The sequence below is a fragment of the Pseudomonas sp. URMO17WK12:I12 genome (assembly GCF_000514395.1).
GTDB lineage: Bacteria > Pseudomonadota > Gammaproteobacteria > Pseudomonadales > Pseudomonadaceae > Aquipseudomonas > Aquipseudomonas mucoides.
The window spans coordinates 283,498-307,446 of sequence record NZ_AZVV01000008.1; the positions used below are offsets into that span (position 1 = coordinate 283,498).

General features: G+C 58.2%; 18 protein-coding genes. 7 read left to right on the plus strand and 11 right to left on the minus strand.

Annotation, left to right across the window (positions count from 1 at the left end; all coding sequences use genetic code 11):
- Nucleotides 1–42: 42 nt before the first annotated feature.
- Genes D882_RS0112080 through D882_RS0112090 form a run of 3 tightly spaced genes read right to left on the minus strand, consistent with a single transcriptional unit; the run spans nt 43 to nt 4,852 of the window.
- Complete coding sequence (locus D882_RS0112080) at nt 43–2,457, minus strand: aldehyde dehydrogenase family protein (RefSeq protein WP_027923486.1); 2,415 nt, start codon at nt 2,455–2,457, stop codon at nt 43–45.
- Nucleotide 2,458: 1 nt separating this feature from the next.
- A complete protein-coding gene (locus tag D882_RS0112085; protein WP_027923487.1) occupies nt 2,459–3,589 on the minus strand; it encodes an acyl-protein synthase in 1,131 nt (376 codons plus the stop codon).
- Between the two features lie 21 nt (nt 3,590–3,610).
- On the minus strand, nt 3,611–4,852 hold the full coding sequence (locus D882_RS0112090) for an MdfA family multidrug efflux MFS transporter (RefSeq protein WP_027923488.1): 1,242 nt from the start codon (nt 4,850–4,852) through the stop codon (nt 3,611–3,613).
- Nucleotides 4,853–5,410: 558 nt separating this feature from the next.
- On the opposite strand from D882_RS0112090, the gene D882_RS0112100 reads away from it, so the two are divergent.
- Nucleotides 5,411–5,599, plus strand: a complete 189-nt coding sequence (locus D882_RS0112100) for a hypothetical protein (protein WP_027923490.1) — start codon at nt 5,411–5,413, stop codon at nt 5,597–5,599.
- Here the strand turns inward: D882_RS0112100 and D882_RS0112105 are convergent.
- Nucleotides 5,589–5,990, minus strand: a complete 402-nt coding sequence (locus D882_RS0112105; protein ID WP_027923491.1) for a fe2+ zn2+ uptake regulation protein — start codon at nt 5,988–5,990, stop codon at nt 5,589–5,591. The genes D882_RS0112100 and D882_RS0112105 overlap by 11 nt on opposite strands.
- Nucleotides 5,991–6,216: 226 nt before the next feature.
- On the opposite strand from D882_RS0112105, the gene D882_RS0112110 reads away from it, so the two are divergent.
- Nucleotides 6,217–8,562, plus strand: a complete 2,346-nt coding sequence (locus D882_RS0112110) for an acylase (protein ID WP_027923492.1) — start codon at nt 6,217–6,219, stop codon at nt 8,560–8,562.
- Between the two features lie 55 nt (nt 8,563–8,617).
- Here D882_RS0112110 and D882_RS0112115 read toward each other — a convergent pair whose 3' ends face one another.
- Both D882_RS0112115 and D882_RS0112120 read right to left on the minus strand, forming a co-directional pair.
- Nucleotides 8,618–9,619, minus strand: a complete 1,002-nt coding sequence (locus D882_RS0112115) for a FecR family protein (protein ID WP_027923493.1) — start codon at nt 9,617–9,619, stop codon at nt 8,618–8,620.
- 95 nt (nt 9,620–9,714) lie between these two features.
- Nucleotides 9,715–14,568: a dermonecrotic toxin domain-containing protein gene (locus D882_RS0112120; protein ID WP_027923494.1), complete on the minus strand. Its 4,854-nt coding sequence runs from the start codon at nt 14,566–14,568 to the stop codon at nt 9,715–9,717.
- Nucleotides 14,569–14,794: 226 nt separating this feature from the next.
- On the opposite strand from D882_RS0112120, the gene D882_RS0112125 reads away from it, so the two are divergent.
- Nucleotides 14,795–15,832 carry an Ldh family oxidoreductase gene (locus D882_RS0112125; RefSeq protein WP_027923495.1) on the plus strand — a complete coding sequence of 346 codons (1,038 nt, stop codon included), beginning with the start codon at nt 14,795–14,797 and terminating at the stop codon, nt 15,830–15,832.
- A gap of 103 nt (nt 15,833–15,935) precedes the next feature.
- Here the strand turns inward: D882_RS0112125 and D882_RS0112130 are convergent, their stop codons facing one another.
- The gene (locus D882_RS0112130; RefSeq protein ID WP_027923496.1) at nt 15,936–16,253 is read right to left on the minus strand and encodes a YqjD family protein; all 318 of its coding nucleotides are present in this window, start codon (nt 16,251–16,253) and stop codon (nt 15,936–15,938) included.
- A 165-nt stretch (nt 16,254–16,418) separates the two neighbouring features.
- Here D882_RS0112130 and D882_RS0112135 point away from each other — a divergent pair, with 165 nt between their 5' ends.
- A complete protein-coding gene (locus D882_RS0112135) occupies nt 16,419–16,673 on the plus strand; it encodes a hypothetical protein (protein WP_027923497.1) in 255 nt (84 codons plus the stop codon).
- 9 nt (nt 16,674–16,682) lie between these two features.
- Here D882_RS0112135 and D882_RS0112140 read toward each other — a convergent pair whose 3' ends face one another.
- The gene (locus tag D882_RS0112140; protein ID WP_027923498.1) at nt 16,683–17,591 is read right to left on the minus strand and encodes a LysR family transcriptional regulator; all 909 of its coding nucleotides are present in this window, start codon (nt 17,589–17,591) and stop codon (nt 16,683–16,685) included.
- An 84-nt stretch (nt 17,592–17,675) separates the two neighbouring features.
- Between D882_RS0112140 and D882_RS0112145 the strand changes: the two genes are divergently transcribed.
- On the plus strand, nt 17,676–18,599 hold the full coding sequence (locus tag D882_RS0112145; RefSeq protein WP_027923499.1) for a carbon-nitrogen hydrolase family protein: 924 nt from the start codon (nt 17,676–17,678) through the stop codon (nt 18,597–18,599).
- Between the two features lie 110 nt (nt 18,600–18,709).
- On the opposite strand, the gene D882_RS0112150 is transcribed toward D882_RS0112145, so the two are convergent.
- The 3 genes from D882_RS0112150 to D882_RS0112160 all read right to left on the minus strand — a co-directional run bounded on the left by D882_RS0112150 (nt 18,710) and on the right by D882_RS0112160 (nt 21,725).
- A complete protein-coding gene (locus D882_RS0112150) occupies nt 18,710–19,198 on the minus strand; it encodes an LEA type 2 family protein (protein ID WP_027923500.1) in 489 nt (162 codons plus the stop codon).
- 53 nt (nt 19,199–19,251) lie between these two features.
- Complete coding sequence (locus D882_RS0112155) at nt 19,252–20,727, minus strand: nucleobase:cation symporter-2 family protein (RefSeq protein WP_027923501.1); 1,476 nt, start codon at nt 20,725–20,727, stop codon at nt 19,252–19,254.
- A gap of 98 nt (nt 20,728–20,825) precedes the next feature.
- Nucleotides 20,826–21,725, minus strand: coding sequence for a LysR family transcriptional regulator (locus tag D882_RS0112160; protein WP_027923502.1), 900 nt, complete (start codon nt 21,723–21,725; stop codon nt 20,826–20,828).
- A gap of 100 nt (nt 21,726–21,825) precedes the next feature.
- Between D882_RS0112160 and D882_RS0112165 the strand changes: the two genes are divergently transcribed.
- Both D882_RS0112165 and speB read left to right on the plus strand, forming a co-directional pair.
- Nucleotides 21,826–22,917 carry a polyamine ABC transporter substrate-binding protein gene (locus D882_RS0112165; protein WP_027923503.1) on the plus strand — a complete coding sequence of 364 codons (1,092 nt, stop codon included), beginning with the start codon at nt 21,826–21,828 and terminating at the stop codon, nt 22,915–22,917.
- Between the two features lie 17 nt (nt 22,918–22,934).
- On the plus strand, nt 22,935–23,894 hold the full coding sequence (speB, locus tag D882_RS0112170; protein WP_027923504.1) for an agmatinase: 960 nt from the start codon (nt 22,935–22,937) through the stop codon (nt 23,892–23,894).
- Nucleotides 23,895–23,949: the final 55 nt, after the last annotated feature.

The window sequence follows — 23,949 nt, forward strand, 5'->3', positions numbered from 1 at the left end:
TATATCAGGCATGTCTACGGTTAAGAGACAGGATGTTGCTGATCAGCGGTGTATTTGTATTCGGTTATCAATAACCAAGGGTGTTTTGCCGCTGTGTTTGTTTCTTGTGAAGGCCGATTCCGCACATTCGTGAACTTCTACCATTAAAAAGCAGTTGTTTACCGCGCTCGACAAGGCTTCATCGGTCAATAGGGACTGGCGAACGCTACCCCTGTCTGAATCGATGAAAACCCGCAGCCGTTCCATGCCGTTCGGTGCATGATCCAGCTGAATTTGAATCGGTCTGCCGACACGCTCTTGCAGCGCCGATGGCGAGATGAACTCTGTGCCTATCCGCAGTAGCTTGCCGTGGCGCTGAAGCAATTCGAACCGCGGCGATTCAAGTCCGCAAGGACAGGGGCCGGGTACCCAGCGACCGGTATCGCCCACGTCATACCGGCGTACGTCCTGACCTTGCCGCGCCCGGGAGGTAAACAGCAATCGTCCGATTTCATCAGCCTGGACGGGCACATCCTGTTCGATCTCGACGATTTCCAGATGCTGGGTATCGCCCATCAAATGAAACACCCCATTGGCCGTCGATGCGCAGGCATGCCCCAGGGGACCGGCATCGACCGAGCCATAAATCGCCGAGCGAATCTGCAACACCCCACAACTTTCCATCAGGCGCAGGCTGGCCTCTGCCGGGTGTTCACCGCCGAGGAACACTTTATGGATGCCGCCGTAAACGCGCAGGCGTTCCTGCTCGTTGAAGAACAGGCGGTGCAAGGTGCTTGGCATGCCGATCAGCACGGTGACACGCTGGTCCGCGATCATTTGCGCAATTTCGCTGAAGTCGTCATTCGGCGGTGCCCCCATCGGGAAATGGGTCACCTCCATCAGCTCAAGCACCTTGGTAAAACTGGAAAACCCGCCGTACAAGCCGCCGCCGTAAAACAGGTTCATCACCCGGTCCGTAGAAGGGTCGAGGCCGGCGGCGAACATACCATCGGCTGCCGCGCGCATTTGCCGCTCGAAGTCGCGATAGCTGTACCCGGCCACCGCCGGCCTGCCACTGCTGCCCCCCGAACGAAAATACAGTTGGGCTGCGCCACTGATGGGCTGGGCCATGAACGCGTTTTTATCCATGATTGGCGTTTGGCTTGAAGGGGGAGCCGGTGGCGGCATGTCGAGTGTTGCCCGGCCAGTCGCTGTTTCTGCCGGCAGGCTCACCGAGAGGCGACGACTCAGACGCGACAGCGCGTAGACACCGTCGTGCGGTTCACCGGCGTAACCATCATGAATAGAGCCGCAAGGCGCAATGCGCGTGACCCCCGCGTTGACCAACGTGCGTACCAGCTGTGGCGCTTGTGCGGGTGAACAGATCAGCGCGCAACTCTGCAGCACGGTACGCCACGGCAGCAGCGTCTCGGCGATCAAGTGTTGCGGCACGGGTTTGAGCATCAGCGTGCGGAACAGTGGCGAGGGGGCCAGTGTTTGATCATGCTCCCAGATGATCCGCCATCCTGAGCCGTTCCAGACCTGGCCGGTCTGGTTTGCAAAGCAGAGATCCAGTCGAGCCATGGCGCAACGGGTGGTGATTTCCGAGGCTTCCTGATCGGTCGGGGTCAGCGCCGGCCACTGCAGGGCACGGCGTTCAAACGCTTCGACCAGTTGTTCACCCAGCCCCTGCAACACCACGGGATCGTCACTGTCGACCAACAGCCATTGCGGGCTGGAGCAGGCCTGTTGATCCAGACTGCAGACTTCATCCACCAAGGCGTCCAGCGTAGATGCAGTGGCCGCGTCTGGCGACAGGTAAGCGAAACTGATTCTGTGCCCCCAGTCGATCCAGCGACATCCGGCCGGGATGTGCTGACGAATGGCTTTAAGGGACGCTTCGCCGCCCCAGGCTGACACGCCATCGGCGCGAGTGCAGAGTTCAGGGATCTGTGCCGTACTGACAGGCAGCACCGCAACGAAATCTGCCAACCTGTCGCTGGTGTCACACTTAACCAGTGCCGCGAGTAACCGAGCGGTCACGCCTTCGTCGCTGGAACTGGGGCGCAGCCAATTGATGTTACCGGCCAGCAGGCTTTCGACGATCGCGCAGAACGCCAATAGCGGTGCATTGCCTGGCGTCACATGCACCACCAGCCCCAGCGGGTGCCAGCTTTCAAAACTTGTTTGGCGGTAGTCGATACGTCGCAGCGAACGGGGTTGGTCGCCCAGTTCTCGTTCAAGCTTGGTGCTGAGGTTGCTGCGCTGACAGAAGTCGACAAGCCCTTGGCGTTGTTCATCGTTGAGGGGCAATTCAACTGTTCGAGTCTGCAATTGCAGGGCAAAACGAGTGACGGTTTCGATCACGGTACCGCTGTCGATCGGTGCACTCAGTAGCCGTGGCAGTTGTTGGTGCAGGCGCTCAAGGGTTGCCTCAAGGGTGACATCGTCACGCAGTTGGCCATTGATCAAGTACATGTCATGCCTCTCCCATCAGTTCGGACGCGGCCATTGCGCAGCTTCGGCTAGCGGTTGTTCCAGCGCGTCCATGCAGTTCAAACCAGTCGGTCGTCAAGCCGCACCCGCAGCTTGCGCCGGGGTGTAATGTCGCCAGATCACTCATCACCACGGCATGCGCCGGGCTTGAAGAAATGTAGGGCGATACGAACTCCAACAAGCCGCGTTTGCCGTAGGGCTGGACGCTGAAGTCGGCGGGATTGCGCACGAAAACCTTCGAATAAACCGGCACATGAAAATGCTGGTGAGCACACTGAACGTAAGGCACGGCATGCTCGACGGCGCCGTAACCATCCCGGCAGCGCGCCAGGTCGATACCCAGTTGGCGGTTGATCCGTTGGTACAACCGCGACAGAGGCATTTCCTGCGCCGCCTGGGTTTTCCAGCCGCCCCCGAGAATCACCAATGACTCGGCCGGTAGCTTGAGGTCCGTCAGGCCGGTGTCTTCCATATGTTGCAACGCATGGGACAGGAACGCTGGAAATCCGAGAATGCGCACGGGCAAGCCTTCTTCAGCAAATTGCTGCAAGGCGTGGACAACCCCGAACGGGTCGAACGCGTGCCCATTTCCAGTGCGGCGCAATCCATAGGCGACTCGATTGACGGGGGCATAGCGGCATAAAAACTGATCGGTGAAAGCGGTTCCAAGGCTGATGACTGCGTCGGGTTCATAGCTCAGCAGCAAGTAGTTGCAGGGGCTGTCTGGAGTGTCCCAGCCGTAGTGCCGGAAAATGTGGTTCACCATGCCTTGGGCGGCGGCCATGCTGCGAGTGTCATAGCGCATGCGACTTTTTTGGCCGCTGGTGCCAGACGATGTCAGCTCAAGCGCGTCCTTTCCCGAGGAACCCAGTAATAAATGGCGCTTGAAATAGTTGGCAAAAATCGGCGGCATTCTTGACCAGTCATCCATCGATGCCAGCGCGTTGGCATCAAGGCCATTGGCGTGCAGCCAGCGTTCATAGCCCGGCGTGTGCTGACAATGGAACAGACTGATTTCACTCATCGCCCGATCAAACAGGCCGTCTGGTACCGAATCCAGGCAATAGGGTTTCGTTAACGCGCAAAGCGCATCGGTATGGGGTAAATGGATCATCAATGGACCTGTGCTTGGGGATCAGACGGTAAGTGCGACAGCGTTGCGGCGAAGAAAAAACCGCAAGGGCAACAGGGATAGAAGCCCGGCGATGCCCGCCATCAGGGAGAAGGATTCATGGCTGTAACCAGCGCCGACTGCCGCAAGCAACGAACCACCGCCCCCCATGACAAGGATCGAGATCATGCCGATCATCGCCGAGACCAGGCCTTTGCTGTCATCGCTTGAGAACAATGCAAGGCGATAGAGTGCGGCGTTGCTCATGCCAAGACCGACCGCGTAAAGCCCAAGGCAACCGATCAGCAAGGGCGTCGAGACGCCGTAGAAACTGAGGACGACCAATGCGAAGAGCCCACCGCACAACGGCCAGAGCGAGTATCTAATCAGTTGTGGGATGTCGGTCTTGGCGATCAATCGATTGAGTATCAGGTTGCCAAGAATGACCGCGGCAAACACCGGGATTTGCCACAGGCCGTAAGCAAGTGGCGAAAGCCCTTGGTTATGCATCAGCAGCAGTGGCGCCAACCCGATCCAGGCAATCAACGGCAAACTCATGATGCCCAGCGCGACACTGGCGCTCAGGAATCGCGTGTTACCGAGCAGTGCGGCATAACGGCGCACGGTACCGCCCCATTCAAACGGCACGGCCATCAGGCGTTGACCGTCATGGCGTAACGTTCCCACGGTTTCCGGCATGTACACAAAAAGTGCCAGCCAGACCGCCATGCCGCTCATGCCCAGCAGCAAAAACAGTTCCCTCCAGGTTAACCATTCCAGCAGCAGGCTGCCCAACAGCGGGCCGAGAAGGGGAGAAAGCAGTGCGACATTTCCCAGCAGTGCCATGATTTTTACCGCGTCCGCTTCGCAGAACACTTCCTGCAATGCCGGGTAGCTGACGGCGATGACAAACCCCAGTCCCAAGCCCTGGATCAGGCGTAATCCATTGAACGCATAAATGCTTTGCACACTGAATGCGGCACTGCAGGCGAGGGCGAATACCGCAGAACCGATAAGTAACATTCTACGGCGACCAAAGTGATCGGACAGTGGTCCGATAAGCCACTGCAACAGGATGCCTCCTGCCAGATACAGATTGAAAGCGAATGGGACATGTTGTGCACTTGCATTCAAGTCGTGAGTGACAGTCAACATGGCCGGCATGATCATATCGCTGGCCATATAAGTCAGTAGTTCGAAAAGCGTTATTGCGAAGCAAAAGCCAAGCAAATGACACGCGCTTATATTGATCAAAGGCCTGTCCATATATTCCCAGTTTTTTGCTGCGAGTTAATTGATGTGTGCTCTTGTTGCGCAGTAAGAGTATCCAACGATCAGGGAGGGCTCTAATAAAGGATTGAAACAGGGCGTTTCAACTGTTTGCGAGATGATGCAATGTGAGTCGCAGGGTGAAAAACATTAATGGGTTTAACGAAAATGCCCGCGACAGCGCGGGCATTAGTTAAGAGCTTGTCGGATTTGTCCTACGTACTAAAGTAAATAATGAATAGCTCTTGTCCCGGTCGTAAGTTATCGATGCTCGTAATAACCGGGCCCGCCACGATTATAGTGGTGATCCCCGTGCCAACCGCCGTGGGGGAAAATGATGCAGCCACTCAAGGCCAAAATTGCGATCAGGGGAATCAGCTGTGTGATTCGACGAAACATTTCGAAATCCTCATGGTTAGCGCCGCTATGAAGCCAAATCTCTTCATCGGCTGTAACATGAGACCCCGTTTACAGCTCGCCATCCCCGAAGAAAGGTAGGGGGTTGGCATGCGTTCGGATACAAAGCGGATACATTTTCAGGTTCAGGAACTCGCAATGACTCAATCGCAACGTTTGAAATACTCGATTCTGATCTCCCTGGTCGTGCTGGGGATCATGTTCGGCCTTTCGTATCTGCAAAACGAAGGTGTCATCAGCGAGAAGCTGTTTCAGTACATCGCCATTGGTGTGGCGGTGGTCGTGGTGGTGATCAACGGCGTGATGCGTCGCAAGGTCAAGGCTTGAGCGACGTATCTTCAACGGGTGAATCGCGATGGAGCATGGCTACAGCGTGCGGATGCAGACTGTAGCTTTTGTCCGGATTGAGCGTGATCACGCCTTCGCTGCACAAACGTTTCAACACTTCACGCACGCTGAGAAAGGACAAGGGAATGTCCAGGTCCAGCAACTGGCTGTGCACGCCGCGCACGCCGAGACTACGATCGCTTTCAGCGGCAACCAGTAAGGCGTCAATGACTTTGAGGCGAATCAGGCTGGTGCGCAGGCCAAAGCTTTTGAGCAGCAACCGGATGCGCTCATTGCCGTTGCGCTCGCCGCGCGGCTCGAAAATACCGGAGCCCATGGCAGGGCCCGAGGGTGCATTGCTACCGTCCATTGGCAGTTGCGAGTTGTACATGCAAAAACTCCTTTTCCGAGCCGGCCAGAAAATGTGAAGGGGGCTCTCAGTCATTTAGACGAACGAGCACGACAAATAATGAAGGCCCAAATGTAGAAAATTTGTCGGTGCCATGTGAGCAGCCCGTGAGAAGGCCATTTGGAATGGCTTTGCGAGCCTAAATTTTTGTCTTTTGTTTCGTTCCTGAGAGAAGGCAGGGTGTTTGTCTATTCGATCAGGAGCGAGTGTGATTATTTTCAGGCAGTTAACCAGGCTAAGCCTTGCGGGTTTGTTAGTGGCGCTGAGTCTTGCGGCAAACGCCCGCAGTCAGACAGAACAGGCGAGCGCTGACATTCGCCGCACCAGTTTCGGCGTGCCTCACATTCGTGCCGACAACGAACGGGGGCTCGGTTATGGCATCGGGTACGCCTACGCGCAGGACAACCTGTGTTTGTTGGCCAACGAAATTGTCACTGTCAATGGTGAACGCTCACGCTATTTCGGCCCGGAACAACTGACTGTCGAAGAGCGTGAGAATCTGGTCAGCGACCTGTTTTTCATCTGGCTGAACACACCCGATGCCGTCGCCGGTTTCTGGCAGGCGCAAACGCCCGAAGTGCAGCAACTCATTGACGGTTATGTCGCCGGCTACAACCGTTCGCTGGCAGAACGCCGGGTCCAGGGTTTGCCCGCGCAGTGTCAGGGGGGCTGGGTGCGCGAGATTACTGCCCAGGACCTGGTCAAGCTGACCCGTCGTCTACTGGTCGAAGGTGGAGTAGGGCAGTTCGCCGAAGCGTTGGCGGGTGCCACTCCACCCCAAGCCGTCACGCAAGTGATCGCTGAGCCATCGTCCTTCCAGGTGGCGGCCTCGCGCATGCAGCGGTTTGCGCTGGATCGCGGGAGTAACGCCGTGGCCATCGGCAGCGAACGTTCGTTCAATGGCCGCGGGATGCTGCTGGCCAATCCGCATTTTCCCTGGGTCGGCGCAATGCGCTTCTACCAGATGCACCTGACAATTCCCGGCAAACTGGATGTGATGGGCGCTGCGCTGCCAGGGTTGCCGATGATAAACATCGGGTTCAACCAGCACTTGGCCTGGACCCACACCGTGGACTCATCCAAACACTTCACGCTGTATCGACTGCAACTTGATCCCAAGGATTCGACCCGCTACCTGCTCGACGGCAAGTCCTTGCCGATGAAAAAACAAACCCTCACGGTGAATGTGCAGCAACCTGATGGTCAGACCACGCCGGTTTCTCATGTGGTGTACAGCACGTCCTTCGGCCCGATCGTGCAATGGCCTGGAAAACTGGATTGGAATCATCAATACGCGTACAGCCTGCGCGATGCCAACCTGGATAACGACCGGGTCCTGCAGCAGTGGTATGCGATGAACCAGGCGAACAGCCTCAAGGAGTTGCAGGCCTCGGTGCACGCCCTTCAGGGCATCCCGTGGGTCAACACCCTGGCCGTGGATGATCAGGGGCAAACGCTGTACATGAACCTGTCGGTGGTGCCAAACGTCAACGCGGAAAAACTGGTCAAGTGCAGCGATCCAAGGGCCGGGTTGCAAATGATCGTGCTCGACGGCTCCAACAGTGCCTGTGCCTGGGACATTGACCCGCGAGCAGCGCAAAAAGGCATTTTTGCCCCAGACAAATTACCGCAGTTGTCGCGAAAGGATTTTGTGCAGCACTCCAATGATTCCGCCTGGATGGCCAACCCGGCGCAACCGCTCACCGGGTTCTCGCCATTGATCAGCCAGGAAGGCCAGCCGTTGGGTTTGCGCTCGCGTTTTGCACTGGATCGCTTGGCCACGCTGGAGCAGTCCGGGCGTTTGACGACAGGGGATTTGCAACGGATGGTCATGGACGATCAGGTGTACCTGGCCGCACAGGTGATGCCGGATCTGCTGCAGTTTTGTGCCGGTAACCTTGGCGCCGATGCCGCGGCGCTGACGCCGCTGTGCGGCCATTTAAAGGCGTGGGATCGCCGGGCGAATCTGGACAGCGGGCTGGGCTTTGTCCACTTCCAGAATGTCATGGAACCGTTGCAGCAAAACCCCGGTATCTGGCGCGTGGCATTTGATCCCAAAGATCCGCAAAACACCCCGCGTGGTCTGGCCATTGACCGGGCGGATGTCGCCAAGGCTCTTCGCGAGGCCATGCTCGTTTCGGTTGAACAGGTAAAAGCCCAAGGGTTGAAGCCAGACGTACGCTGGGGCGATATTCAGGTGGCCAGCAGCGGCGGCCAGCAAACGCCGATCCATGGTGGACCCGGCACGTTGGGCGTCTACAACGCCATACAAAGCGTGCCGAGAACAGACGGCAAACTTGAAGTGGTCAGTGGCACGAGCTACTTGCAGGTAGTGACCTTCGATGACGAGGGGCCACACGCTCAAGGTTTGCTGGCGTTCTCGTTGTCCAGCGATCCGGGTTCGAAGTACGCGCGGGATCAGACGCTGGCTTTTTCGAAGAAACAGTTGAGTGTGCTGCCGTTTACCGAGCAGCAGATCACGTCAGACCCGCAGTACCAGGCGCAGACAATTCGCGAGCAGGATGGAAACGCCGGGACGGTGGCTGCGCAGTAACAGCAAAGGCACTTGGATCAAAAACGAAGGCCGCACCCCACAAGGGTTGCGGCCTTCAGCTTTTAGGGGGGGTTAGCGGAATGGAGTTGAGGACCGGATTGCCGTCCTTGTTGCGGGTCAGGTAAACCGGCAGCACCTTGGGCAAGGACGCCACCAGGTTGTTGAGCTCTTTGATGTTGTAGATTCCGCCGAGACGGATCTGACCGGTACTGTGATCGGCCACCATCACGGGTTTGCTCAGGTAACGATTGATCAACGGCAGGGCATCGATGAGTGCCAGGTTATCAAGCACCAGTTTGCCACTGCGCCAGGCCAGCGAATTATCGTTGGCGTAGGTCTGACTGATTTGTGGCGTGTAGTCACCCTGTTTAAAGCACGCCTGCATGGCGGGGCCTAGACGTACGCCATCGCCGGGGAGGTCGTCGTTGCTGGTGACCAGCACCGACCCTTCGATCAGGTTCACACGAACCTGGTCCTCGTACATCCAGACGTTGAATCGGGTCCCGGTGACTCGGATACTGCCGCTGGCGGCCTTGACGACAAAAGGGTGAGTCGTGTCATGGCTGACGCTGAAGAAGGCTTCGCCTTTTTTCAGCGTCACCCGCCGCTGATCCTTGTAGTTGCTGAATGTCAGCTCACTGCCAAGATTCAGTTCAATCTGGCTGCCGTCGCTCAGGGTGACCTGACGGACCGTATCACGGGCTTCAAAGTGTTGGTACGAGTTGGGTAACCAACCCAAACTCCACCCACTGTATGCCGCCAGTGGCAACGCCAGGGTGCACACCGCAGCGGCAATGCCGAGACTGCGCCAAGGCGTAGTGGATTTGAGGCGCGCACCGTGATTGACGGGTTCAGGACGCGGCAGATCCCCGGCAACCTCCCAGATCTCCAGCATGGCTTCATATTCGAATGCATGCAGCGGATGGGCGTCATGCCATCGTTCGAAAGCTACACGTTCTTCAGCCGTGCAGTCGACTGCATGCAGGCGCATGCACCAATGCGCTGCGGCATCGGTGATCGCATCATAGTCGGCTGGCGATAGAGAATTGTCGGTCATTGACTCATCCTGATTTCCGGCATTCTAACCTTGCGAGGAAGCTGGCGAGAACAGCCGTCATGGCAATTAACTATCAAACACGCCTTTTTTTAAGTTCAAGGGGTACTGGCGTGCAGTTGCCGTCCCAAATGACCGATCAACCAGGCGACGCTGTCGGCGTTGCCAAGTAGTACTTTCAACCTGATCAGTGGGTCCCTTTTAAACGTGTGGCGGGCCTCGCTCAGGTTTTCTGCGCCGGTCAGCGTCAAAACGTGTTCTTTGATCAGGTCAGTGTCTTCACTGGCTGTATGACCCAGGTCTTCCCACTCACCAGTGTCAGGGTTTTGCGCCATGAACAGTTGGGTATAGGGCGTCTTTATGGACAGTGCGGTGTCTTGAAGCGTGGTCAACGCGCTTTTGAGCTGTTTGGCATCCTGTGTCACTGTTCCGATCAGGTCTGCGAATGGGCGGCCGGTGTCGAGGTATGAAATATCGAGGGTTTTACAGACGATGTGTGAGAGCTCATGAATGAGGGTCATCGAACGGCTATGGGCGCCGATGGGGAAGTGCACGTCGCTGAGGTGCGAGCGGTAGTGTTCGTAGCTGGAAGCGAAAAATTTTTCCGCCAGGTAAATTTTGCGTTTTGGGTCTTTCGGCGTAATGAAGCCGAAGGTGTTTTCTGCATCCTCGATCACCCTGCCGATCGTAAATCGACTGGAGTTGGCCGTTCTGAGCGTCGGGTCGAGCAACGCTGAAAATATTTCCTCCACGACTTTTTCAAGCTGCTCCACATGCGCGGGCAGAACTTGCGACACGCCTATAAAGTCGGTGATGAGTTGGTGCACCGGGGTCACCGCAGTGTCGGTAGTCTTTAGTAATTGCAGGTTTCGAAAGCTGTTCCAGGCATAGGTGGTTGCCAGGTCCAGTGCTTCATCGATCTGACGTGCCTTGTACGGAAACAATCGCCGGATCTGTGCCATCCCGCGGGCATCGACGTTCATGCCTCCCCAAACGGCCATTACGGTGTCCAATCGGTCGATAAGGTTGAAGCGGGACGCCAGCCTCTGGCGGTCCAGGACCCATTGTTTTACGGTGTTTTGGCGCAGAAAAGGCACACTTTTTTGGCTGCCTGCAATGCGCCAACGGGTGTCAAGCTTGACGACCGGATAGACGTTTCCTTCAACGGGCGCGTAGTGTTTTCCGGAGGCTGGATGAGTGTAGAGCCCAAGTGTCGAGTCGGAGGTCAGTGAATTGAGATCGACGTCGATGCTTTCATGGCGCTTTAACTGCGTGCGTTCGAGGGCGGTGGTATTGACCTCATGCCAGCTAAATCGGTTAGCGGACGACGTCGGAGCCGCTGCCCCCGTTACTGCGGGTAATTGCACTTGATCGCCTGCTAATTGCCGCAACGAAGCCAGTTGAGCAATACCGTCGATGAAGGCACTTATTGCAGCCCCCCATTTATGGGTTTGAAGGTCTTCGGCAGATTGCTTGATGTCGCGGTAACTGCGCCACACGGTCATGGGGTAAGCGAGTTTCCCCATGAAAAACGAATAAGCCTCGTGCAGGTCTTCGCCCAGTACGTGTTTGATGGTTTCCCATTCGCCCTGGTTTTTGTCGTCGGACTGACAACCGAGCAGTCGGCCCAGTAGCGCAGCGTTGTCTTTGAACAACTGGCTGAAGAGGTGGCCCTTGATCGGACTGGACGCCAATGTGACTTCTTGAGGCGGCTTGTCGGAAGTAGCCGTTACGGCTCGAGTGACGCGGTTGTGAGTGGTCGCCATCCGGTTTTCAAGCACCGTCCGGTCAGACGGCGTCAGGTTCATGAGTATCCAGTCGAGCAGCGGTCCGCGAGTCTTCAACTCTGTCAGTAACTGAACTTCACTTTCATATTCCTTTATCCCATGACGGGGACTGTGCGGTGCGACAAGGACGTGGGGGGCTGCGCTATCGGTGGCTGAGCCGATCAGGTAGACACCGGGCACTTTGATCGTCTGTGCGCTCTTGATCCCCAAGAGCTCGAGCGGACGGATAATGGCATGGGCACCTTCGACCGCCGCGCGAGCGATGGCGTCGGGCATGTCCATGATTTGCCGGATCAGATCAAAGCCTTTTTCGCTCAGGCGTTCCTGCAGTTTTTCCGTGTGAGCGTAATGCATCAGTTGCCAAGGCAATTGTCTGTAAAAGCACTTTCTGCGATCGGCGTTGGCCGGGGTATCAGCAAGGGCTTCACTCAGTATTTTCTGCTGATGCTCCCCCGGCTTAAGATTTCGTATCAGATCTTTGATGTACTGTTCGTTCATCCCCTCGGGAATGACACTGGTATCCAGCGATTGCAGTTTGAATCGGGCCTGATCCAGCTCCTTCATAGCCGTCAATGCGAAGTCGGTCAGTGTTTGAGTCCGGGCCGGCGACGTCAGACGTGCGCTGATCTGGACCTGGACCTTGTCCGGATCAATGTTGAAGGCGTCCGCCTTGAGTTGTTTTTCAAGCGCTGCGTGAGCCGTACGCTGCAGTGATCGCAGGCCGCTCAGGTAATCCTCGTCGTCTTTGACGTTGTCGAGGTATTGCTGAAGCAGTTCGCCATGCAGCACCAGATCTTCAATGGACGCTTTGGCGAGCCATGCCGGAAGTTTTTGCTGCGTCGTCAGGGACTGGGCAATGTCCGACGCGCGACCCAACCCTGTCAGCGGCTCACGTAGCGCCACCAGATTCAGAAGATCAGGCAGCCGCGCGGGGGGGAGTGGCGTGGCCAATGCGCGGGTAATGCATGCCTGGTCCAGATGGACGTAAGGCTTTTGGAGGTGATCGAGAAAGTGCCCGTGTATCCGCTGCAGTGGCGCCAGCCCATACGTCCTGCCGGCCATTCGCTCGCTACGACCAAGGTTTTCCAGAAGGGTTAAACGCAGAGTGTCATCCTTGAGGCGCTGATCAAGTTCGGTCTGCAACTGTGACAGTGTCTTGAACGCTTCGAATCCCGATGCCGGCGTCCACAAAATCGCCTTGCCCGAGTGCTTCAGGTCCAGGCCTCCTCGTTCAGTCAGCACAAAACAACTCGCCAGCTTCAATGGGGTCGTCACGTCGCCGGCCTTCAATGCCAGGGAAAATACGTCTGGCAAGAAACCGTTTAACGCCGCTCGCTGCAGGTGTATCGGGCTATCGAGCACCGTTTTGATGATTGCCTGCTCGGTCGCGCCCAAGGTGCGTGTCACCGTGTGTAGCTTCAATTCGCTGCGCAATGCCGTTGACAGGGTATGCGTAAAACTCGATTGCAAGTCCGCCACGGATGAGTCGAGGAGGCTTTCTACTCGAGCGAGTGTATTGACGCCGACGGGAATGACCGGGTGTTGTTTACGCCGTTGATCGAGCGCCTGCCCAACCGAATCGAGCAGTGTCATCTGCTCTTTGGCTGAATCGGCTCGCACCGTTGCCGGTTGCCCGCTAATGCGCTGATCGACCCGTGTACTCCAGCGGCCTGTGGAAGCGGTGGCCAGCAGTCGACCATCAATAAGACCACGCACGTCCAGAGCATTATCCAGCAGGGCATGTGGGGAGAGCGTGCCTTCACTTTCACGGTAACGACTCAAGGCATGACTGAGGTTGTCCTGTTGCTTGTGAAGGATGTCGGTCATGACTTGGTCAAATACCGGGCCGACGAGGGGACTGCCTTCAATCAGGCGCTCCTGCGGCTCCATGCCCAGAAGGGTGAGACGTTCATCCAGCGACATGAAGTTGAGCAGCGCATCTTCGTGACCTTCACTGTTCATCATCTGCAGTACGATCTTTTTGACCGCTGACAAATTGTCAGTCGCTTCGATACCTCGGGAGGGGGTGTATAGAAACCCCAAGGTGTCGGCGCCCCCGATCATCAAGGTCGAGGCCAGTTCCACGAAATGCTTGAACGGGGCCGTCACCCTGACTTTTTCGATGCGCAACGTCGCATCCCCGGGTTCTTGGCAGACCTTCATCAGTTGCAGATACTCCTGCGTGGTCAAAATGCCGTCCTGACGCTGGAGCAGAAGTTTCAGTTGGAACGTATCGCGCAGGCCCTCGCTGAAAAACGCCAGGCGTGGCATCCCATTGCTCATGGCGGTGTTCCAGAACATGTCGAGCAGGCTGTACAAGTGAGGGGTGAAACTTTGGGCGATCTCTTTGACTGCGCTTTCCCAGGCCTGGTTATCGGCGTCACTGCTCACGCCGTGACCGGGATGCTCAAAGACCCTGGAGTCGCCGGGGGGCCACTGGTTGGTCAGGTAAAAGTGCAGGAGGGCATCGCCCAGTGAAAGCGAAGAGGTCGTGTGCTCATAGTCACCCCCGTCGAAGGCTGACACTGTACTGATAAACGTCTTCAGTCGAGTCAGGCGCTGGTCCAGTGCTGGAAACGGCTTGTACAACGCGTTTTTCAGGGTGTCGTTGAGCATAGACTGCAGCGTGGGCATCTTGAGCAGCTCGCCCATCATCGTCTTGATGTTTTGAGCTTGATTGGTATCAAGGGTGAGCTGCTGGTCCTGGAACACCGCGCCTTCGATTGTTGTTGTGCAAATGTCAGGCACTGTGGCAACGGCTATAGCGCTACGTTGTTCAATGGAGAGGAAACGCAGCAGAGCAACCTTGTCGGTCGGCGACGCCAACCACTCCTTGAGCTTGCGTTTCAGCTCGTTCATGTCCGCAAACTTGATCAAGCCTTTCCATGGCGTGTAGAGCGTGACTTCTCCATCCTTGGGGCGGCCCATGGCGAAAGCGCCGGCCAGTGGGACGTCCGCCGTGTCCGGCACGGTCAGCCACAACCGGGAGACGTGCATGGGGTTGTTATGCGCGGTGCGGGCTACTTCGGTGGCCAGGTAAACGTTCTTGAGCCATTGCAGGTCATCGAGCGTGAAGTTCAGCGCTTTTTCGCGGTTACCGGGTTCTCGGGCATTGGAGGCAGTTTGTGCCTCGTCGAAAAAATACGGCATTGAAGGAGCGGTCATGATGTCCTCGATGTGCGGGGATCCGCAGGTCGCAGTCGTTAAGTCGAGGAATAACGGTACGGCCGCTATCTGGCTCATGTGCGGTACATATTGCTTGAGCCAATCTGGCTGCCGAGACTTGACAGGACGCCGGTACAACAGCGCTTAATCGGCGACTCTTTTCAGGTTGCCTTGCAACCTCGCTTCACCCTGTTGCCCGCACCCAATAATAAAACTGGAGCTTCAGATGACCGCATCGCCCGAAATGGCCGTCAGTTCGAACACCCAAACGCTCGATTTCGACGCGCTCGTTCAATTGCTCGAACAGATTTTTCTACGTCATGGCACCTCTGCCGACGTCGCCAAAACCCTGGCCCTCAACTGTGCCGGCGCCGAACGCGACGGTGCTCACAGCCATGGCGTGTTCCGCATTCCGGGTTATGTCTCGACCCTGAACAGCGGCTGGGTCAATGGCCAGGCCGTGCCAGTGGTCGAAGACGTGGCCTCAGGATTCGTGCGCGTCGACGCCGGCAATGGTTTTGCCCAACCGGCCCTGGCGGCTGCACGCTCCCTGTTGATGGAAAAGGCGCGCAGCGCCGGCATTGCGGTGCTGGCGATTCGCAACTCGCACCATTTCGCCGCCTTGTGGCCAGACGTCGAGCCCTTTGCCTACGAAGGGCTGGTGGCGCTCAGCGTGGTCAACAGCATGACTTGCGTGGTGCCGCACGGTGCCGATCGTCCGTTGTTCGGCACCAACCCGATCGCGTTCGCCGCCCCGCGCGCGGATGGCGAGCCGATTGTCTTTGACCTGGCCACCAGCGCCATCGCCCATGGCGATGTGCAGATCGCGGCCCGCAAGGGCGAGCGTTTGCCGGAAGGCATGGGTGTGGACAGCCTCGGCCAGCCGACACAGGACCCGAAAGCGATTCTCGAGGGTGGCGCACTGCTGCCGTTTGGCGGGCACAAAGGTTCTGCCCTGTCGATGATGGTGGAATTGTTGGCGGCGGCGCTGACCGGCGGCAATTTTTCCTTTGAGTTCGACTGGTCGAACCATCCCGGCGCCAAGACACCATGGACTGGCCAACTGTTGATCGTCATCGACCCGAGCAAGGCCGCCGGGCAAAACTTTGCCGAGCGCAGCCAGGAACTGGTGCGGCAGATGCACGGCGTGGGGCTCAAGCGCCTGCCGGGTGATCGCCGCCATTCGCAACGGGCCAAGTCCGCGGCTCAAGGTATTGCGCTCGACACCGAGACGCTGGCGAACCTGCGGGCACTCGCGCGGTAACACAAGCCTGTGTAGCCTTCGGCAGCTGCTACGAGTCGGTGTTAGGCGGGTATGAAAAAGGCGAGCCAATGGCTCGCCTTTTTACTGTGCAAAGCGGGGAGGCTTAGCGCCGACCCAGCAACAACCCGACCACCAGCCCGAATCCGGCAGAAATGGCCACGGTTTGCCATGGATGACCGCCGATGTAGGTTTCGGTGGCTTCGACGGCAGGTTTTGTGCGGTCACGCACGCTGCTGACCGAATCCCGTGCCTGCTGGAGTTTCTGGGCGATTTGCTCACGCAGGGTTTCTGCTTCCTCGCCGACCAGCGCGGCGCTGCTGTTCAGCAGTTTTTCCGATTCTTCGATCAGCGTGGTCAGCTCGCTGAATGCCAGATCCTTGATTTGGTCTTCGGCGGTTTGTGCAGCGGTTTTGCGAGCCATTGAGGTACTCCTTGCAGGTAAGTAGGCAGTGAACAATGGAGTCTGGCGCGGGTGAAAAAGTTGCAGTGGATTTCCCCGTCGAGCCTGCCGGACAGAAAATTCCTGAGTCGGACGTTTCGTCCTACAGTGTAAGATGTCGCCTATTTTACGCAGCAGGACATTCCAATGAGTTTCAATCTGGCCGACAAACCCCTCGCCGAGCGCGCGGCGCTGGAAGATGAAAAATCCCGTCTGTTCGACCTCTGGCAAAGCAACCTGGGCAAATCCAAGGGCGAAGCCGCGCGGCTATTTGGTGAACGCGCCAAACGCAAAGGCAAGTGGTCCGAATGGGTCCGCGCCGAACTCGACGCAATGTCGCCACCGGAATACGCCAACATGGTGCGCAGTGAAGTCAATCGGCTCATGGCGGCCAACAAGTAAGGCGGGGCTTCAGGCGAAACACGCGACAATTGCTTCGCGCACTTTCAATACCACCGGGTCGAGTTGGGTGCTGGTGCGCCAGCCCAGTTCGATCGGGTAACGCGGCAAGGCCAAAGGGCAGGGCAGCAGCGCCAGACCACTGAGCGCCGCAATGCTCTGAGCGGCATGCGCGGGAATGGTCGCCACCGCCTGACTGCCTTTGAGCAAGTGCGGCAGCGCGGCAAAATGCGTGGTCGACGCACACACCCGACGACTCAAGCCCAGCGCCGCCAGCCCTTCATCGGTGATGCCGATAAAACCACCGGACGAGACCAGGAGGTGTTCGCGTGTGACGAATTCTTCAAGGCTGAGGGTTTGTTGTGCTTCGGCGAGGCTGGCGCGATCCACCAGACACAGATATCCGCCTTCTCCCAATACTTGACGGCTGAGCAAACGCTCGGCAAATCCACCGGCGGTGATCGCCAGATCGATGCTGCGCTCCATCAAGGCATGGCCGACGATCTGGCTGTGGGTTTGGCGGAAGATCAGCCGCAGCTTCGGCGCAGTCCGCGCGATTTCATCGATCAATCGCCGACCATAGGCGATCTCGAAATCGTCCGACATCCCCACCGACACTGAACGGCCATCGTACTGATGGGCCGCCGGATCGACCATCGCCAGGCTCTGGCGGCATTTGTTCAGCGCATCGCTGACCACCGGTTTCAATTGATTGGCCTTGAGCGTCGGTGCCAGTCCGCGGCCGGTGCGCACGAATAGCTGATCGCCATAGACCTCGCGCAACCTGCGCAAGGCGGCACTGACTGCCGATTGCGTCACGCCCAGACGCAAGGCCGCTCGGCTGGCGCTGGACTCTTCATGCAGGGCTTCGAAGACTTTGAGCAGGTTGAGGTCGACGTTGGCGATATTCATAGTGTTCATATCATTCAGCAACGAATCGGGCTTTATTCATGATCCCGTGGCGCCGGAGAATGAGCAATACCTGATGCCAATGGAGTCACTGCGATGCCCAAATCAATCGTTGCTGCGCTGCAAATCGGTGCCTTGCCCGGTGGCAAGGCCGACACTCTGGAACAGATTCTTGCCTGGGAAAAAGCCATTACTGAATCCAACGCCCAATTGGTAGTAATGCCCGAGGCGTTGCTCGGCGGTTACCCCAAGGGCGAAGGATTTGGTACGCAACTGGGTTATCGATTGCCGGAAGGGCGTGAAGCGTTTGCCCGGTATTTCGCCAACGCCATCGACGTACCCGGCGCCGAGACTGAAGCCCTGGCCGGGTTGTCGGCACGGACCGGGGCCAACCTGGTGATTGGCGTGATCGAACGTGCGGGCAGCACGCTGCACTGCACGGCGCTGTACTTCGACCCGCAGGCCGGACTGGTCGCCAAACACCGCAAGCTGATGCCCACTGGCACCGAACGGTTGATCTGGGGCAAGGGCGATGGCTCGACGTTGCCTGTGATCGACAGTCAGGTCGGGCGTATCGGTGCGGTGATTTGTTGGGAAAACATGATGCCGCTGCTGCGCACCGCGATGTACGCCAAAGGCATTGAAGTGTGGTGCGCGCCGACGGTAGACGAGCGCGAGATGTGGCAGGTCAGCATGCGTCACATCGCCCATGAAGGACGCTGCTTTGTGGTGAGCGCCTGCCAGGTTCAGGACTCACCCCAGGCCTTGGGTGTGGAGATTGCCAACTGGCCGGCGGATCGGCCGTTGATTGCTGGCGGGAGTGTGATTGTCGGGCCGATGGGTGACGTATTGGCGGGGCCGTTGCGTGACGGCGCAGGTCTGCTCACGGCGGAAATCGACACGGACGCTTTGATTCGTGCGCGGTATGACTACGACGTGGTGGGGCATTATGCGCGGCCGGATGTGTTTGAGCTGACGGTGGATGAGCGCGCCAAACCCGGTGTCCGCTTCACCACATAACCCCCTGTAGGAGTGAGCCTGCTCGCGATAGCGGTGTAGCAGTCGACAAGTGTATTGCCTCAAACGACGCCATCGCGAGCAGGCTCACTTCTACAGGTGAATTGTGGTGTTTACGATTGCGGGGTTTGCCGGGGGATTGCCGCCGCTCCCGGCAGGCTGAGTTTGCCCGTGTCCGTGAAACGCATCGTGCCAAACAATCCGCCAGCCAGCTTGCCGCGCAACACGTAAGGCAAGTCATTCAGCGATTGCGTCTGGCTCAGCCCGAGGGTTTGGCGCAGCACCGAAAACGCCGAAACGCTGACCGGCACCGTCAGCACCGTTTCAGAGAAGCGCGCAATCGACCCCGACTGATCGCTCACCCCCGAAGCCAGCGGCTGTCCATTGACCTCCAGGTCCAGCGCCACGCCGTTGTAGTCGATGGAGCTGTCATTGGGGTTCTGCACGCGGATTTTCACCGCAAAACGAATTTCCATGCCCTGGCTTTGCAGCGGTTCGATGCCCACCACATTGATGTTCAATGGATCACGATTGGGGAGCAGGGCGCAGGCGCTCAGAGACAACAACAGCAGGGAAAGGATGATGGCGTGAACGCGGCGCATAAAAACTCTCGAAAAGAAAAGGGCTGAACCGCTCAAGATTAAGCCCTTGAGCCTTACGGGCGGTCCAACGGTGCGACAGCCCCAGGCGTTGCGGGTTCAGCCTTGGCCGGCACATCAGGGTTTTCCATGACCTGCAGGATCGAGGCTTCCGGATCGAAATCGTCTTCTTCCAGCGCCATGAACTCCTCGGGCAGGAAGATGTTCAGCACGATAGCGCACAACGCCCCGACGGTAATGGGCGATTCAAAAATGTTGTGCAGTGCCAGCGGCAACTCGCGCAGCACCTCAGGCACCGCCGCCACGCCCAGGCCCAGGCCGAGGGAAATCGCCACGATCAGCATGTTGCGTCGATGCAGGCCGGCTTCGGCGAGGATCTTGATCCCGGCTACCGCGACGGTGCCGAACATCACCAGTTCGGCGCCGCCAAGCACCGGTTTTGGCATCAGTTGCAGCACCGCGCCGATCATCGGGAACAACCCCAGCAGCACCAGCAAACCGGCAATGAAGAACGCCACGTAACGACTGGCCACGCCGGTGAGCTGGATCACGCCGTTGTTCTGCGCAAACGTGACCATCGGCATGCTGTTGAACACGGCGGCCATGGCGGAGTTGAGGCCGTCGGCGAGCAGGCCGGACTTGATCCGGCGAATGTAAATCGGGCCCTTGACCGGTTGCCGGGAAATCATCGAGTTGGCGGTCAGATCACCCGCAGCTTCCAGTGGCGAGACGAGAAAAATCACCGCGATCGGCACAAACGCGACCCAATCGAAGTTAAAGCCGTACTTGAACGGCACCGGCACGCTCATCAGCGGTACGTCGGGCAGGCTGGCGAAATTGACGTCGCCCATCAGCCACGCCACGACGTAACCCAGGGTCAGGCCGATGACGATGGCGCCGAGGCGTAGAAACGGCACATCGACCCGGTTCAGCAGCACAATCGTGCCGAGCACCAAAGCCGCCAGCGCCAGATGACTGGCCGCGCCAAGGTCCGCCGCACCGAAGCCGCCAGCAATGTCAGTCATGGCCACTTTGACCAACGACAGGCCCATCAACGTGATGATCGTGCCGGTGACCACCGGGGTGATCAGCATCCGCAATTTGCCGATGAACTGGCTCAGCGCGACTTCAATGAACGCCGCAAAAAAGCACACGCCAAAGATCGTCGAGAGGATTTCATCGGTGCCGCCACCGCGAGCCTTGACCATGAACCCGGCACTGAGAATCACACTGATGAAGGAAAAACTGGTGCCTTGCAGGCACAGCAAACCAGAACCGACCGGGCCAAAGCGCCGGGCTTGAACAAAGGTGCCCAGGCCGGAAACGAACAACGCCATGCTGATCAGGTACGGTATTTCGCTTTGCAGGCCGAGGGCGCCACCCATGATCAGGGTCGGGGTGATGATGCCGACAAAACTCGCCAATACATGCTGCAGGGCGGCGAAGACGGTGGCGGTCAGGTGCGGGCGGTCGTTGAGGCCGTAAATCAGGTCGTTGTTGCGCAAAACGGGGGCTTTTTCAGAGGCGGTCATGGTGGGTTGCGTGCCAAACGGCGGGCCGGGTCAGAAAATGGAGGCGCAGGATGCCAGCAGTGGACACTGAGGGCAACGAACAATAACTGCCTGAAAGGTCAGGTTTTACTGAAGGCTGCGAGCAAATCCTGCTCAAACGCCTTCTGCGCATCCCCCGGCACTTGAGCGCGATGCCGTGCGAGATGAAACGCCACTTCAAAACTCATATCGCTCTGGCGCACGGCACGCAATAAACCTTTGTCTTCCCAACTGCGGGCGAAGTGATTGGGCAAATAACCGACATGCTTGCCGGACAGAATGAAGGCAAGGGTGCCTTCGACCTGTTCCGAGCGCGCCGAACATAATTTGCCCTGGAACGGCTCGTCACTGCGCAGGAAACGGTAAGGGTGATCGACCCGGTCGCAGGCTTGCAGCGCCTCGTCGGTCGGCGCGTCATCCGTGAACAATGGGTGACCGGGAGCGCAATACAGGTGCTGGGTTTCAGTGAACAGTTCGCGATAGTCAAACGCGCTTTGCACCTGAGAGAAATAGCCGATGGCCAGGTCAAGCCGTTGCTGCAGCAGCAAGCGTTCCATTTCGCCGGGCATGGCACTGATCAGTTCGATGCGCACCGACTCGTCCCGTTCGCGAAAACGCCGGATCGCATCGGCCACCTGTTGCAGCACCGATTGATCAAGGGCTTCGGACAGCCCCAGGCGCACTTCGCCAATCAATCTGCCGGCCACACCGTTGGATTGATGTCGAAACGCTTCGATGGATTCAAACAGTCCGCGTGTCGCGGTCAATAGCTGCTCGCCCTTGGGCGTAATCTTGAATCCACCCTTGCCGCGACTGCACAGGCGATAACCGAGCCGGGTTTCCAGCTTGGCCATTTGCTGGCTGATGCTGGATTGGCTCAGGCCCAGTTCACCCTGGGCCGCGCTGAAGCCGCCGCACTCGACCACACGGACAAACAGGCGCAGCAGTTGCAGGTCGAGGTCGTGTAGTTGCCCGAGCATCAAACATTACTCCGCCATAAAGTCAGGTTAACAAACTTGATATTTCGTCAATGTAACCGAGCGCGCAACCTGCAACCACTTCTCTGGTCAGGTGTTCGTCATGGCTCCCATGTTCAAGCTGTGTTTCCCCACGTTGTTCCTCGCCATGGCGGTGTCGGCTCAGGCGCAGGAAAAGACCGTCAACCTCTACAGCTGGTCCGACTACGTGGCGCCCGAAACCTTGCAGGCGTTCGAAAAGGAAACCGGGATTCACGTGCGCTACGACACGTTCGACTCTTCGGAAGTGCTGGAAACCAAACTGCTGACGGGCGGCAGCGGGTATGACGTGGTGGTGCCGTCGTCCAGCGTGCTCGCCCGTGGTCTGGTGGCGGGTGCGCTGAAGGAAATTTCCCACGAAGGGCTCAAGGGTTACGCCAATCTTGACCCGGACCTGCTGGAAAAACTGGCCGCCGTCGATCCCGGCAATCGCTATGGCGTGCCCTATACCTGGGGCACGCTGGGTTTGGGGATGAACGTCGAAGCGGTGCAGAAGCGTCTGCCGAATGTACCGCTCAACAGCCTCGACCTGCTGTTCAAGCCGGAATACGCCAGCAAGCTGAAAGACTGCGGCATCGCGATTCTCGATTCGCCGCAGGAAGTCATCGGCCTGGCGCTGCACTATCTGGGTAAAGATCCCTACAGCACCGATAAAGCCGATCTGACAGCCGCCGAGGCGTTATTACATAAGCTGCAGCCAAATGTGCTGTACGTCGCCTCCGGCCGGCAGATCAACGACCTGGCCAATGGCAGCATATGCCTGGCGCTGACCTACAACGGTGATGCGAGCATGGCCGCTGATCAGGCACGCAAGGCCAACAAGCCGTTTGAGGTGGCGTACCGGATTCCCCAGGAAGGCACGCTGGTCTGGCAAGACAACCTGGCGATTCCCAAGGACGCGCCGCACCCCGAAGAAGCCCGGGCCTTCATCGAGTTCATGTTGCGCCCCGAATCCGTCGCGGCGTTGACCAACACGCTGTTCTTCGCCACGGCCAACCAGGCGGCAACTCCGCTGGTGGATGAAGCCGTGCGCACCGACCCGGACATCTTTCCACTGCCCGACATGCGCGCACGCCTGTACGCCGACCAAAGCATGAGCCTCAAGGACCTGCGGTCGCGCACGCGCCTGTGGACCACATTCCGTAGCCGCCAATAATTTAAAAGGAGATCACCATGGACGTCCCGATGCAAAACGATCAGGCCATGACCCGCGACAGCCTCTACGGGACTGCCGCCGAAAGCACCTACGCCGGTATTACCAGTTTCATGCGCCGTCGCTACAGCCGCGACTTGCGCGGAGTCGACGTCGCGGTCAGCGGCGTGCCGTTCGACACCGCCACCAGCAACCGTCCCGGCGCACGTTTCGGGCCACGTGGAATACGCGCCGCGTCCACCGCAATTGCCTGGGAACGCCACTGGCCGTGGACGTTTGATCCGTTCGATCATTTGGCCGTCATCGACTACGGCGATTGCGACTTCGATTACGGTTCGCCACACACGGTGCCAGAAAGTATTGAGGCCCACGCCGAACACATCCTGAACAGCGGCAGCGCGATGCTGACCTTCGGCGGCGACCACTTTATTACCTACCCGCTGCTCAAGGCCCATGCGCGTAAACATGGTGCGTTGTCGCTGATCCACTTCGACGCCCACAGCGACACCTGGCCGGATGAAGAGGGCAAGCGGGTCGACCACGGCACCATGTTCTGGCACGCGGCGAAGGAAGGGCTGGTGGATCCGGCGCGTTCGGTGCAGATCGGCTTGCGCACCACTAATGACGATCACCGGGGGTTCCAGGTGCTGGATGCGCGGCAGGTGCATCGTGAGGGTTGCGAGGCGATTGTCGAAGCGATCCGGGCGAGGGTAGGGGATAACCCGGTGTACCTGACGTTCGACATCGATTGCCTCGACCCGGCTTTTGCACCCGGCACCGGGACACCGGTTTGCGGGGGCTTGAGCACCGTGCAGGCGTTGGAGATTCTGGGTGGGTTACGCGGGATCAATCTGGTGGGCATGGACGTGGTGGAAGTCGCACCGGCCTATGACCACGCAGACATTACCTCGCTGGCGGCGGCGACATTGGCCATGGAAATGCTGTGCCTCTATGCCGCCCGCCACAGGGTCGACCGGTAAATACCGTAAAACCTGGAGGCGTGAGCCTGCTCGCGAAGAAGCCATCACATTCAAT